We start from the raw sequence: 13,352 nt of genomic DNA, 5'->3' as shown, positions 1-13,352 counted from the left end.
GCCAATGACCACCAACACCATTCGCTGGGAGAAGGACGCCGACGGGATCGTCGTCCTCACCCTGGACGACCCGAACCAGTCGGCGAACACGATGAACCGCGCCTACGCCGAGTCGATGGCGGCCACCGTCGACCGGCTGGAGGCGGAGAAGGACGACATCACCGGCGTGGTGATCACCTCGGCGAAGAAGACGTTCTTCGCCGGCGGCGACCTCAAGGACATGATCCAGACCCGGCCCGAGGACGCCAAGACCGTCTTCGAGCACATCACCACGATCAAGTCCCACCTGCGCCGGCTGGAGACGCTCGGCCGCCCGGTCGTCGCCGCGATCAACGGCGCCGCGCTCGGCGGCGGCTGCGAGATCACCCTGGCCTGCCACCACCGGATCGCCGCCGACGTCAAGGGCTCGCAGATCGGCACCCCGGAGGTGACGCTCGGCCTGCTGCCCGGCGCCGGTGGGATCTCCCGGACCGTGCGGCTGCTCGGCATCCAGAACGCGCTGCTGAACGTGCTGCTGCAGGGCCAGCGGCACAAGCCGGCCAAGGCGCTGGAGCTGGGCCTGGTGGACGAGCTGGTGTCCGGTGTGGACGAGCTGCTGCCGAAGGCCAAGGAGTGGATCAGGGCCAACCCCGAGGCCGCGCAGCCGTGGGACGTCAAGGGCTTCAAGATCCCCGGCGGCTCGCCGTCCAGCCCGTCGTTCGCGGCCAACCTGCCGGCGTTCCCGGCGAACCTACGCAAGCAGCTCAAGGGCGCGAACATGCCAGCCCCCAAGGCGATCCTGGCCGCGGCGATCGAGGGCGCGCAGGTCGACATCGACACCGCGCTGGTGATCGAGTCGCGCTACCTGGTCGAGCTGATGACCGGACCGATCGCCAAGAACATGATCAAGGCGTTCTTCTTCGACCTGCAGCACATCAACTCCGGCGGCTCGCGCCCGGACGGCTTCGAGAAGTACACCGCCCGCAAGGTCGGCGTGCTCGGCGCCGGCATGATGGGCGCCGGCATCGCCTACGTGTGCGCGCGCGGCGGCATGGAGGTCGTGCTCAAGGACGTCTCCGCCGAGGCGGCGAACAAGGGCAAGGACTACTCGGTCAAGCTGTTCGACAAGGCCGTGTCCCGGGGCAAGACCACCCGGGAGAAGGCCGACGAGACCCTGGCCCGCATCCACCCCACCGACAAGGCCGAGGACCTGGCCGGCTGCGACCTGGTGATCGAGGCCGTGTTCGAGAGCCCCGAGCTCAAGCACAAGGTGTTCGCCGAGATCGAGGACGTCGTCGAGCCGGACGCGCTGCTCGGGTCGAACACCTCGACGCTGCCGATCACCGGCCTCGCCGAGGGGGTGAAGCGGCAGGAGGACTTCATCGGCCTGCACTTCTTCTCGCCGGTCGACAAGATGCCGCTGCTGGAGATCATCGTCGGCGAGCGCACCAGCGACGCGGCGCTGGCCAAGGCGTTCGACGTGGCGCAGCAGATCAAGAAGACCCCGATCGTGGTCAACGACTCGCGCGGGTTCTTCACCAGCCGGGTGATCGGCACGTTCATCAACGAGGCGGTCGCCATGGTCGCCGAGGGCGTGCACCCGGCGTCGGTGGAGCAGGCCGGTTCGCAGGCCGGGTACCCCGCCCCGCCGCTGCAGCTGCTCGACGAGCTGACCCTGACCCTGCCGCAGAAGATCCGCAAGGAGACCAAGGCGGGCGTCGAGGCCGCCGGTGGTGAGTGGGTCGTGCACCCGTCCGAGCCGCTGGTGGACCGGATGGTCGAGGAGTTCGACCGCAAGGGCCGCTCGTCCGGCGCCGGCTTCTACGACTACGAGGACGGCAAGCGGGTCGGCCTGTGGCCGGGGCTGCTGGAGCACTACACCAAGCCGGGCCACGAGATCCCGTTCCAGGACATGCAGGAGCGGATGCTCTTCGCCGAGGCGCTGGAGACGGTGAAGTGCTTCGACGAGGGCGTGCTGCGCTCCGTGCCGGACGCCAACATCGGCTCGATCATGGGCATCGGCTTCCCGCCGTGGACCGGCGGCGTGATCCAGTACATCAACAACTACGCCGGGGGCGTGGCCGGTTTCGTGGCCCGCGCCAACGAGCTCGCCGACCGCTACGGCGACCAGTTCCGCCCGCCGGCGTCGCTGGTGGAGAAGGCGGAGAAGGGCGAGATCATCGAGTAGACCGCGCTCGACCGATGCCGCCGTCGCCCTCCCGGGTGACGGCGGCATCGTCGTGTCCGGGAGCTTGTTCGGCCACTGAACGAAACGCGGATCCGGGTCCCGTGCTCGGCCGTCCGGCGGAGGGCGTTGCGGCAAACGTTTGACTTTGTCAGGAAAACGCTTTCCTGATGTTGTCTTTTGGCGAAAGTCGTCCTTCACTGTGAGCTGGCGGCTGTCGCGCACCCCCGAGCACCGGCCGCCTCGGCCCTCAAGGAGGAGGCCCATGCGGCCGTTCGTCGCCCTGCTCGCAGGACTGCTGGCAGTCTCGATAGTCCCTGGCCAGGCCACCGCACAGCCCGACATCCCGCCCCAGGAACCCGGGGTGACGATGCGGGTGTTCGACGTGCAGGTGCCGCTGGAGGACTTCTGCACCCTCAAGCCCTTCCAGACCCCCAACATCGACAAGCTGATGCCGACGATCGACTGGTCGGACACCGACCAGTTCGGGATCGCGGACCGGTTCGTCACCGAGGTCACCGGCTACCTCGACATCGACACCGCCGGCACCTACGTCTTCCGCCTGATCAGCGACGACGGCTCCCGGCTGATCGTCGACGGCGACGAGATCATCGACAACGGCGGCGTGCACGGCCCCACGCCCAAGGACGGCTCGGTCGACCTCACCGAGGGCCTGCACCCGTTCCGCATCGACCACTGGGACGGCGACTTCGACCAGCAGCTCACCCTGCAGTGGCAGCCGCCGGGCGCGGACGGGTTCACCGTCGTGCCCACCTCGGCGCTGAGCACCGACGCCGAGGTCACCCGGGTCACCTCACCCGGCCGCAAGGAGTGCGAGGGCGTCACCGAGTCGCCGGGCGACGGCCTGCCGCTGGTCGACGTGCACCCCGACTACCAGCTGACCAACCTGCGCCCCGAGGGCTTCGAGCCGCAGGTCACCGGCATGGACTGGCTGCCGGACGGCCGGCTGGCCATCTCCACCTGGGGCGGCGACCGGGAGTCGATCATCGGCGAGGTGTACCTGCTGGACAACGTCACCGGGAACACCGACCCGTCGAAGGTGACGACCAAGCGGATCGCCTCGGACCTGCAGGAGCCGATGGGCATCAAGTACGTCGACGGCACCCTCTACGTGTCCGAGAAGCACGGGCTCACCGCGCTGATCGACAAGACCGGTGACGAGGTCACCGACGAGTACCGCACGATCGCCACCTGGCCGTTCGGCGGCAACTACCACGAGTTCGCGTTCGGCCTGCTGTACCGGAAGGGGTACTTCTACCTCACCACGGGCATCGCGATGGTTCCCGGCGGCGCGACCGCCGACCCGCAGCCGGTGCTGAACCGCGGCTCCACCCTCAAGGTCAACAAGAAGACCGGCGAGGTGACCTTCCTGGCCGGCGGGCTGCGCACGCCGAACGGCATCGGCTGGGGTCCGGAGGGCGACATCTTCGTCACCGACAACCAGGGCGCGTACGTGCCGACGTCGAAGCTGGTGCGGATCAAGGAGGGCGCCTTCTACGGCCACCACACCAACCCCGACGGCGTGTACGACGACCAGCCGGCCACCGAGCCGGTGCTCTGGCTGCCGCACGGCGAGATCTCCAACTCGCCGAGCAACCCGCTGGTGCTGCCCGACGGCCCGTTCGCCGGCCAGATGGTCTTCGGCGACGTGACCTACGGCGGCCTGCAGCGGGCGTACCTGGAGAAGGTCGGCGGCGAGTACCAGGGCGCGGTGTTCCGCATGACGCAGGGCCTGGAGTCGGGCGTGAGCCGGATCTCGCTCGGCCCGGACGGTGCGATCTACACCGGCGGCATCGGCTGGCAGGGCAACTGGGGCCAGGCGGGCAAGCTCAAGTACGGCCTGCAGAAGCTCTCCCTCAGTGACGAGGACGCCTTCGACATCCACGCCATGCGGGCCGTCGACGGCGGCTTCGAGCTCGAGTACACCCAGCCGCTGTCCGGCGAGACCGCCCAGGACCTGGCGTCGAAGTACAACGCGGCGCAGTGGCGGTACGTGCCGACCCCTCGGTACGGCGGTCCGAAGGTCGACGAGGAGGAACTCGACGTCACCTCGGCGACCCTGTCCGCGGACCGCAGGACCGTCACGCTGAAGATCGACGGTCTGCTGCCCGGCCGGGTGGTGCACGTGCACTCCCCGCGCCCGTTCGCCGCGGAGTCCGGGGCCGAGCTGTGGAGCACCGAGGCGTGGTACACCCTGACCAGGCTGGCCGACGGCACGGAGGCACCCGAGGTGTACGAGGCGGAGTCCGCGCGGCTCGCCGGCGGCACCGGGTTCAACGACAACCACACCGGCTACTCCGGCGCCGGCTTCATCGACCGCAACTGGGAGGTCGGCACCAGCACCACCTTCTCCGTCCGCACCGACCGGGCCGGCCGGCACGACGTCGCCCTGCGCTACGCGAACGGTGTCAACCCCGACGACCCGGGTCCGCAGGCCAAGGCGATGAGCCTGTACGTCAACGGCAGGAAGGTCAAGCAGGTCTGGCTGCCCAGCACGGGTGCCTGGAACAAGTGGGCGACGCACATCGAGTCGGTGCCGCTGCGCCGGGGTGAGAACACGATCGGGTACGTGTACGAGCCGAGGGACGACGGCCACGTCAACCTCGACTACCTCACGGTCGAGCCGACGAAGCGGATCCAACTGTTCGACGGCACCGACCTCGACGCCTGGGAGTCGACCGACGGCAGCGCGGCGGACTGGCCGGTGGCGAACGGCTCGATGGAGTCGCTCGGCGGCGACATCCGCACCAGGGAGAAGTTCGACGACTTCCGGATGCACGTCGAGTGGTACCAGCCGCACTACCCGCCGGACGTCACCGGGCAGGCCAGGGGCAACAGCGGTGTCTACATCCAGGAGCGGTACGAGCTGCAGATCCTGGAGTCCTTCGGAGCCAGGCCGCCGAAGGACGACGACGCCGGTGCGATCTACCGGCAGAAGGCCCCGGACGTGAACGCGGCGCGGCCGTCTGGCAGGTGGCAGACCTACGACATCCTGTTCCAGGCCGCCCGCTACAGCAGTGACGGGACCAAGATCGCGGACGCCCGGGTGACCCTGTGGTGGAACGGCAGGCTGGTGCACCGCGACGTCGCCATCGAGGACAAGACCGGGAACGGCAAGCCGGAGGGCCCGGCACCGGGTCACATCAAGCTGCAGGACCACGGTGACCCGGGGGAGAACCCGAGGTTCCGCAACATCTGGATCGAACGGCGCTGACCACCGCGCTCAGCGGACCCGGCCGGGCACGCCCGGCCGGGTCTGCCACGGGTGCGGGCCGGAGCGCGGCCGGTACTCGACGCCGAGCGCGTCGAGGCGGGGCAGGTGGTGGCGGTCCAGCCGGCGCTCGAACTCGGCGAACGAGCGGCCCGCCGGCGGCGACCACACGACCTCCGCGAACGCCGCCAGCCGGGGGAAGGCGGCGTAGTCGACCCGGCGCTGGCTGTCCAGGTGCTCGGTCCACACCTGCGCCTGCGCGCCCAGCACCCGCTCCACCGGCACGGTCGGCGGCGCGGGGTCGTAGGCGTACACGTCGGACAGTGTGCGGTGGAAGCCGACCGGGATCGGCTCGTCCGGGTGGTCGGACTGGCGGTGGTCCAGGTAGACCTCCTGCTCCGGGCACATCAGCACGTCGTGGCCGGCCGTCGCGGCGCGGACGCCGAGGTCCTCGCCGCGCCAGGCGCCGACGATCGTGTCGCGGGCGACCTCGCCGGTGTCGAGCACCTCGTCCCAGGCGAGGGTCCGACGGCCCAACGTCGCCAGGTGCGCGCTCAGTCGGCCGACGAACCAGCCGTGCAAACCCGTCACCGACGGCAGGCCCAGCTCGGCGGCCCGGTCGCGGGCGACCGGGCTCGCCTCCCACTGGGTGACCGGTACCTCGTCGCCGCCGACGCAGATCACCTCGCTCGGGAACACCGACGCCACGTGGGTGAGCACCCGGCGGTAGAAGTCGAGCGTCTCGTCGGTCGGGCTCAGCAGGTTGTCGCTGACGCCCCAACCGGTGCGCACCTCCAGCGCCGCGCCGGTGACGCCGAGCCACGGGTACGCGGCGATCGCGGCCTGGCTGTGCCCCGGCACGTCCACCTCGGGCACCACGGTGACGTGCCGGTCCGCCGCGTAGGCGACGATCTCCCGCAGGTCGTCGGTGGTGTAGTAGCCGCCGTGCGGGCGGCCGTCGTGCTCGGTGGTGCCGTCCGGCTGGCGGCCGACCCACGAGCCGTGCCGCCACGAGCCGACCTCGGTGAGCCTGGGGTACTCCGGCACCTCGATCCGCCAGCCCTGGTCGTCGGTCAGGTGCAGGTGCAGCACGTTCAGCCGGTGCGCGGCCATCAGGTCGAGGAACCGGAACACGCCGGCCTTCGGCATGAAGTGCCGTGCCACGTCCAGCAGGCAGCCCCGCCAGCGGAACCTCGGGTGGTCCTCGATCTCGCCGCAGGGCAGCTCCCACGGTCCATCGTGGATGTTCGCGGCGCGGTACGCGTCCGGGCCGAGCAGTTGGCGCAGGGTGGTCTCGGCGTGGAACGCGCCGGCCGGGTCCGCGGCGGCCGTGGTGACCCCGTCCGGCGTGATCGAGACCCGGTAGCCCTCGCGAGGAATCGCCGGGTCGATGCTGACCACAGTGGACACGTGGGACGGGACACGGTCCGAGGTGAACCGGTAGGTGCCCGTCGCGGGCCGCACCCGGACCGGGCGGGGGAGCAGGCCGTCGAGCGAAGTCATCCCTTCACCGCACCTCCGAGTCCGGACACCAGATGCCGTTGCACGGCGACGAAGAACACCAGCACCGGGACGGTCATCAGCGTCGCCCCGGCCATGATCGCGCCCCAGTCCTGCTCCTCCGGCTTGAAGAACACCAGCAGCCCGAGCGGGAGCGTGCGGTTGTCCGTTCCGGAGATCAGGAACGTCTTGGCGAACAGGAAGTCGTTCCAGGCGTGGATGAACGACACCACACTCGCGGCCACCAGGCCCGGCGCGACCAGTGGGAACAGCACCTGCCAGGTGAACCGGAACCGCGATGCCCCGTCGAGTGCGGCCGCCTCCTCCAGGTCGTCGGGCACCGCGGCGACGAACCCGCGCAACATCCAGATCGCGAACGGCAGGCTGAACGCCAGGTGCACCAGCACCAGCGAGCCAAGCTCGTTCAGCCCGACCGCCGGCACCACGTCGCCGAACGAGCGCACCAGGAAGAACAGCGGGATCGTCAGCGCCTCCACCGGCACCATCTGCGCCACCAGCAGCATGACCAGCAGCACGGTCCGGCCGCGGAACCGGAACCGGGTCAGCGCGACCGCCGCGAGGAACGACGCCACCAGCGACAGCGCCACCACCGCCACCGCGACCACCAGGCTGTTCAGGAAGTACAGCCCGAAGTCCTCCACCGCGAGCACCCGGCGGAAGCTGTCCAGCGTGGGCGCGAGCGTCCACGGCCTCGGGTCGGCCGCCTGGATCTCGCCGGCCGGTTTGAGCGCGGAGAGCACCATCCAGTACAGCGGGAACGCCACCACGAGCGCGATCAGCACGCACGCCAGATCCGCCGCCCGTTTTCTCACGACGTCCTCCGCTGCGCCCGCACGTACAGCCCGGTGATCGACAGCAGCAGCACGGTCATCACCACGCCGATCGCCGCGCCGAGCCCGTACTGCTCGCCCGCGAACGCCTTCTGGTAGGCGAACACGTTCAGCACCAGGTTCTGCCCCGCCACCCCGCCGCCGCCCGTCATCACATAGATCTGGGTGAACACCTTGAAGTCCCAGATGATCGACTGGATCGTGGCGATCATCAGCAGTGGCCGCAGGATCGGCAGGATCACCGACGTCGCCGTGCGGGTGGCCGACGCGCCGTCCAGCGCCGCCGCCTCCAGCACCTCCGGCGCGATCGCCTTGATCCCCGCGTACATCGTCACCATGACGAACGGGAACGAGCACCAGACGATCTCCGCCGCCACCAGCCCGAACGCGGAGAACCGCTCGAACGTCCAGGAGTGGCCGGCCAGCCCGAGCACCTCGTTGACGATCCCGAAGTCCTGGTCGAACATGAACAGCCACACGTACGAGCCGGCCATGGCCGGCGTCGCCCACGCGCCGAGCGCGGCCAGGAACAGCAGCATGCGCGGCAGCGGGTTCGCCCGGCTCGCCAGCACCGCCAGCGCCGTCCCGACGAGCAGGCTGCCGACCACGCACACCGCGGCGAACACCACGGTCGCGGCCAGCACGTCCCAGAACTGCGGGTCACCGAGCAGGGTGACGTAGTTGTCGAAACCGAGGAACACCAATGGCGCCGCGCCGGACGCCTGCGGCTGCCCGTAGTCGTAGAACGAGATGACCACGAGCTGGTAAAGCGGATACGCCAGCAGACCGAGCAGGATCACCGAGGTGGGCAGCAGGTAGAGCGCCGCCGCGCGTGCCTGGCCACGCTGGGGCCCCCGCCGCGCCGGTCGGGTGCGGACGCCCGGCGCGGCAGGGGTGACCTGGGGGAGCACCACTCCTACGAGCCCGCGAAGGCCGCGTCCATCTCGGCCGCGGCGGCCGAGGTGGCGGTGTCGACGTCCTGCCGGCCGGTGGCGACCTGCTGCACGGCGGTGGGCAACACGGCCTGCGCGTCGATCCGCGTCCACGCCGGGGTGGCCGGCACGAACCGGGTGCCGGCCTGGACGGTCTCGATGAACGGCGCCAGGAACGGGTCGTCAATGGCGATCTCGTCCTGCACGTCGGCGAACGTCGGCATGGTGCCCATGGCGTCGTACATCTTCCGCTGGTACTCCTTGCCGCCGAGGAGCGTGACGAACTCCCAGCCGAGCGTGCGCCGCTCGCTTGAGCCGAACACGCCGAGCAGGTTGCCGCCGGCGAACGCGGGTGCGATCGAGCCGGGTTCGGTGCCGGGCAACGGAACCACCGCGTAGTCGTCCTTGACCGCTCCCGCGTCCACGGCCGCCCGGTTGAAGTCACCGCCGATGGCCATCGCCGCCTTGCCGCCGGCGAACGCGGCCACCGTCTGGCTGCCGGTGAGCTGCGCGCACTGGGCCGGCGGGCAGATGTCGGGCCGGAGCAGCTCCGCGTACTGGGCGAGCCCGGCGCGTGCCTCCGGGGTGTCGATGGTGGCCGACCACGCGTCGCCGTCCCGTTCGGCGATGTCGCCGCCGTTTGCCCAGACGTAGGGCAGCAGGGCGAACAGGTACTTGCCGCCGACCGCGATCCCGTACATGTCGGGTTTCGCCGCGCGGATCGCGCGCGCCGTCGTGGTCAGCTCGGCGAGCGTGGCCGGCGGCTCGAGCCCCAGCTCGGTGAAGACGTCGGTCCGGTAGTAGAGCGCCCGGGTGCCGGTGAACCAGGGGACGCCGTAGGTCCTGCCGTCGATCTTCGCGGTGTCGAGCACCTCGGGGACCAGGTCGGCCGCATCCGGCCACTGGTCCAGGTCGCCGCTGAGGTCGGCGAACCCGTTCGAGGCGACATAGCCGGCGAGGTCGGTGTTGCCGAACTCGGCGACGTCCGGGGCGCTGTCCGGGTCGTTGAAGGCGCCGTTGAACCGGCTGGCGCGGCCGTCGACCGGGAGGTACTCGACGTTGACCTTCACGTCGTCGTGGGCGGCCTCGAACTCGGCGATCGCCTGGTCGACGACGTCCTCCTTGGGACCGTTGCTGGCCTCCTGGAACAGCCAGACCTTCAGCTCGCCGGAGCTCCGGTCGGCGCCCTCGTCGGTGGTGTCGGCCTGCGGCGGAGCACACGCGACGGCCGTGGCGACGATCGCCGCCGCGGCGATGGCACGCTTGAGCATCGTCGGACCCCCGTTCGGTCTGGCGTCCTCGATGCTATTGCGCCCCAGGGGATCCGCACAAGGTCTAAACCAATCTCAGCGCGCGCCCCCCACCGCCGCGACGAACCCGCGGGCCCGCTCGGCCACCTCGTCGAACCGCGACTCGGCGGCGAGCGCCGGCCCCACGACGCCGCTCCCGGCCGTGACCGCGAGCGCGCCCCCGGCGAGGAACTCGGCCGCGTTGTCCGTGGTGACCCCACCGGTGGCGACGAGCGGCACGTTCGGGTAGGGCCCGTGCAGGTCGCCGAAGTACGCCGGCCCGAGCCGGGCGGCGGGGAACACCTTGACCGCGGTGGCCCCGAGATCCACGGCGGCCGCGACCTCCGTCGGCGTCATCGCCCCCAGTACGACCGGAACGCGCTGCCGGACCGCCTCCGCGGCCACCTCGGGCCGCAGCCCGGGCGTGAGCAGGAACCGCGCCCCGGCGTTGATGGCGTCCCGCGCGTCGGCCGCCGACATGACCGTGCCGGCCCCGAGAACCAGACCGTCCACTCCGGACGCCCGCTCGATGAGCCGGGGCGCGTCCGGCGTGGTCAACGCGAACTCGACGATCGGCAGCCCGGCGTCGACGAGCGTTCCGGCGAGCCCGACCGGGTCGGGAATGGCCGGCGCGCGAATGATGCACAACGCACGGCGGGCGGTCAGCTCGGCGAGCAGGTCCATTGTTGCCTCCTGGTCGAACGGAATTCGTCCTGAGTGGAAGTGCGACCCGAATTGTCCGCCGGGTCCGGACTCACCCGTGTTTTCGCTCGCACTCCGACCGGTAGACCATATTGTGTCGTTTCCGTGATCAACGATGGCGTGCCCCGCGTCACGTCGGATCGATCCTCCGGCCGTACGCACGGCAAACGGGTGGTTTCACCGACGCCGCCAGCTGGAAACACTGCGTGATCCAGTGACCCAGCGGGGTCCTTTGACGACCCAAAGTGGTGAAGCCGTGGTCCGCGCTAGCTACAGGGCCGTAACGGCCTGCCCGGGTGACTGCCCGTCGCTGTCGGACTTGTTAGGTTGCCATGCGTGGTTCGGCCCGGTCGTCACTGTCCGGAGCCGGACCGGACCGCTCCGAGGACGTCTACGGCAAGAGTGGCGTCCACCCCCGAGAGGTGAACCTGCCAGTGCCATTGATCGAGCTGTCCGAGATCTACAAGGTCTTCGGCCGCCGCCCGCACCGTGCGGTCGCCCGATTGCGGGACGGCGCCACCCGTGAAGAACTGCGTGCCGACGGCTTGACCGCCGCGGTCATCGACGCCTCCTTCTCGGTCGATCCCGGGCAGATCTACGTCGTCATGGGGCTGTCCGGTTCCGGCAAGTCGACGCTGATCCGGATGGTCAACGGCCTGCTGGAGCCGACGTCGGGCGAGGTCCTCATCGACGACCAGGACATCACCAAGCTCGACGCGCGCGGCCTGCGGCACGTCCGCCGCGAGCGGATCAGCATGGTCTTCCAGCACTTCGCCCTCCTGCCGCACCGCACGGTCGGCGAGAACGCCGCCTACGGCCTCAAGGTCCGGGGGATGAACCGCGCGGACCGCGAGCAACGCACCGAGAAGGCCCTGGGCATGGTCGGCCTGGGCAGCTGGGGCGGCTCCTTCCCCGGCGAGCTGTCCGGCGGCATGCGCCAGCGGGTCGGCCTGGCCCGCGCGCTCGCCGCGGAGACCGACATCATGCTGATGGACGAGGCGTTCAGCGCGCTCGACCCGCTGATCCGCCGGGAGATGCAGGACCAGCTGATCCAGCTGCAGCACGACCTGGACAAGACCATCCTGTTCATCACCCACGACCTGAACGAGGCGATGCGCCTCGGCGACCGGATCGCGATGATGCGCGACGGCCGGATCGTGCAGCAGGGCACCGCCGAGCACATCCTGAACGACCCGGCCAACGACTACGTCGCCCAGTTCGTCCAGGACGTCGACCGCACCAGGATCCTCACCGCCTCCTCGGTGATGGAGAAGCCGGTCGCCGTGCTCGGCGCGGAGTCGGGCCCGCGCGCGGCGCACCGGCTGATGCGGGAGAACCAGCTCAACGGGATCATGGTGGTCGACCGCAAGCGCAAGCTGCAGGGCGTGGTCGGCGAGTCCGCCGCCGCCGACGCGGTCGCCGCCGGCCGGGACGACCTCGCCGGCGTGCTGGAGCAGCCGGCCACCGTCTCCCCGGACACCGCGGTCGCCGACCTGTTCGCCACCTCGGCGAACAGCGCCATCCCGATCGCCGTCGTGGACGCCGAGCGGCACCTGCTCGGCGTGATCGCCCGGGTCACCCTGCTCAGCGCGCTGGGCAGCATCTCGCAAACCGCCGAACCCCCGGATCCGGCCTCCGAGCTGGTCCTCGACCACACCGGGGAGGCGGCCCGATGAGCGGCTGGCTGCGGGACATGTGGGAGGACCGGGTCGACGGGGTCGTGCCCCGGGTGCCCATCGGCGACTGGATCGAGAACGCCTTCGACTGGGTCAAGGAGAACCTCGGCGCGTTCTTCGACACGCTCGCGGAGCTGATGCAGGACTCGGTGAACGGGATCGCCGAGCTGCTCAACGCGCCGAACGCGCTGGTACTGGCGGCGGTGTTCGCCCTGCTCAGCTGGCTGGTCCGGGACTGGAAGGTCGCGGTCGGCACGCTCCTCGGGATGGCCCTGGTCGTCTCGATGGAACAGTGGGAGAACGCGATGGAGACCCTCGCGCTCATCGTGGTCGCCACCATCGTGGCGCTGGTGATAGCCATCCCACTCGGCATCCTCGCCGCGCGCTCGGACCGGTTCAGCCGGATCATCCGCCCGGTGATGGACCTGATGCAGACGATGCCGGCGTTCGTCTGGCTGGTGCCGGTGGTCACGCTGTTCAGCATCGGCGTCCCGGCCGGCCTGGTGGCCACCATCATCTTCGCGCTGCCGCCCGGCGTGCGGCTCACCGAGCTGGGCATCCGCCAGGTGGACGCCGAGGTGGTGGAGGCCGGGCACGCGTTCGGCGCCACACCGCGCCAGATCCTCCGCGAGGTCCAGCTGCCGCTCGCGATGCCGACCGTGATGGCCGGCGTCAACCAGGTGATCATGCTGGCGCTGTCCATGGCGGTCATCGCCGGGCTGGTCGGCGGCGGCGGCCTCGGCAGCGAGGTGACCAGCTCGATCTCCCGGCTGGACATCGGGCTCGGGTTCGAGGCCGGCATCTCCGTGGTGATCCTGGCGATCTTCCTCGACCGGGTCACCGCGTCCGCCGGTACCCCGCGTCGTGGCCTGCTGCGCGCCCTGCGCACCAGGGCGACGCGGCCGCGGACCGAACCCGCGGCGACGGACGAGACGCCCGCCGAGGTCGCCGACGACCAGGAAGCCGTCAGGACCGGATCCCCCTGACCTACACACGGTGCACGAAA

9 protein-coding genes are annotated in these 13,352 nt (G+C 70.4%); 4 read left to right on the top strand and 5 right to left on the bottom strand.

Annotated elements, in window-relative coordinates:
- Positions 1–4 precede the first annotated feature (4 nt).
- Both JT362_RS12145 and JT362_RS12140 read left to right on the top strand, forming a co-directional pair.
- Positions 5–2,167 (top strand): 3-hydroxyacyl-CoA dehydrogenase NAD-binding domain-containing protein, encoded by a 2,163-nt coding sequence (locus tag JT362_RS12145; RefSeq protein ID WP_260191233.1) that lies wholly within the window; start codon positions 5–7, stop codon positions 2,165–2,167.
- A gap of 262 nt (positions 2,168–2,429) precedes the next feature.
- Positions 2,430–5,399 (top strand): 3-keto-alpha-glucoside-1,2-lyase-like domain-containing protein, encoded by a 2,970-nt coding sequence (locus JT362_RS12140; protein WP_260191232.1) that lies wholly within the window; start codon positions 2,430–2,432, stop codon positions 5,397–5,399.
- Between the two features lie 9 nt (positions 5,400–5,408).
- Here the strand turns inward: JT362_RS12140 and JT362_RS12135 are convergent, their stop codons facing one another.
- From JT362_RS12135 to JT362_RS12115, 5 genes are all read right to left on the bottom strand, one after another.
- Positions 5,409–6,899, bottom strand: a complete 1,491-nt coding sequence (locus tag JT362_RS12135) for a beta-N-acetylhexosaminidase (protein ID WP_260191231.1) — start codon at positions 6,897–6,899, stop codon at positions 5,409–5,411.
- Positions 6,896–7,729, bottom strand: a complete 834-nt coding sequence (locus JT362_RS12130; protein WP_260191230.1) for a carbohydrate ABC transporter permease — start codon at positions 7,727–7,729, stop codon at positions 6,896–6,898. Before JT362_RS12130 ends, JT362_RS12135 begins: the two co-directional genes overlap by 4 nt.
- Positions 7,726–8,661, bottom strand: coding sequence for a carbohydrate ABC transporter permease (locus tag JT362_RS12125; RefSeq protein ID WP_375546481.1), 936 nt, complete (start codon positions 8,659–8,661; stop codon positions 7,726–7,728). The genes JT362_RS12130 and JT362_RS12125 overlap by 4 nt, the downstream gene beginning before the upstream one ends.
- 2 nt (positions 8,662–8,663) lie before the next feature.
- Positions 8,664–9,950 carry an extracellular solute-binding protein gene (locus JT362_RS12120; protein ID WP_260191228.1) on the bottom strand — a complete coding sequence of 429 codons (1,287 nt, stop codon included), beginning with the start codon at positions 9,948–9,950 and terminating at the stop codon, positions 8,664–8,666.
- Between the two features lie 75 nt (positions 9,951–10,025).
- Positions 10,026–10,652 carry a bifunctional 4-hydroxy-2-oxoglutarate aldolase/2-dehydro-3-deoxy-phosphogluconate aldolase gene (locus JT362_RS12115; protein ID WP_260191227.1) on the bottom strand — a complete coding sequence of 209 codons (627 nt, stop codon included), beginning with the start codon at positions 10,650–10,652 and terminating at the stop codon, positions 10,026–10,028.
- A gap of 452 nt (positions 10,653–11,104) precedes the next feature.
- Here JT362_RS12115 and JT362_RS12110 point away from each other — a divergent pair, with 452 nt between their 5' ends.
- Both JT362_RS12110 and JT362_RS12105 read left to right on the top strand, forming a co-directional pair.
- The gene (locus JT362_RS12110) at positions 11,105–12,346 is read left to right on the top strand and encodes a quaternary amine ABC transporter ATP-binding protein (protein WP_311202693.1); all 1,242 of its coding nucleotides are present in this window, start codon (positions 11,105–11,107) and stop codon (positions 12,344–12,346) included.
- Positions 12,343–13,332, top strand: coding sequence for an ABC transporter permease (locus JT362_RS12105; RefSeq protein ID WP_260191226.1), 990 nt, complete (start codon positions 12,343–12,345; stop codon positions 13,330–13,332). Before JT362_RS12110 ends, JT362_RS12105 begins: the two co-directional genes overlap by 4 nt.
- Positions 13,333–13,352 lie beyond the last annotated feature (20 nt).

Source organism: Actinophytocola gossypii (assembly GCF_025165815.1).
Lineage (GTDB): Bacteria > Actinomycetota > Actinomycetes > Mycobacteriales > Pseudonocardiaceae > Actinophytocola > Actinophytocola gossypii.
Note: the sequence above shows the minus strand (reverse complement) of the source record. Positions and strands in the feature narration are given on the sequence as shown.

Bases quoted from the DNA above. Each gene is read 5' to 3' on its own strand.
- JT362_RS12105 (WP_260191226.1), top strand. From the start codon at position 12,343: ATGAGCGGCTGGCTGCGGGACATGTGGGAGGACCGGGTCGACGGGGTC.
- JT362_RS12145 (WP_260191233.1), top strand. From the start codon at position 5: ATGACCACCAACACCATTCGCTGGGAGAAGGACGCCGACGGGATCGTC.
- JT362_RS12120 (WP_260191228.1), bottom strand. From the start codon at position 9,950: ATGCTCAAGCGTGCCATCGCCGCGGCGGCGATCGTCGCCACGGCCGTC.
- JT362_RS12135 (WP_260191231.1), bottom strand. From the start codon at position 6,899: ATGACTTCGCTCGACGGCCTGCTCCCCCGCCCGGTCCGGGTGCGGCCC.
- JT362_RS12115 (WP_260191227.1), bottom strand. From the start codon at position 10,652: ATGGACCTGCTCGCCGAGCTGACCGCCCGCCGTGCGTTGTGCATCATT.
- JT362_RS12140 (WP_260191232.1), top strand. From the start codon at position 2,430: ATGCGGCCGTTCGTCGCCCTGCTCGCAGGACTGCTGGCAGTCTCGATA.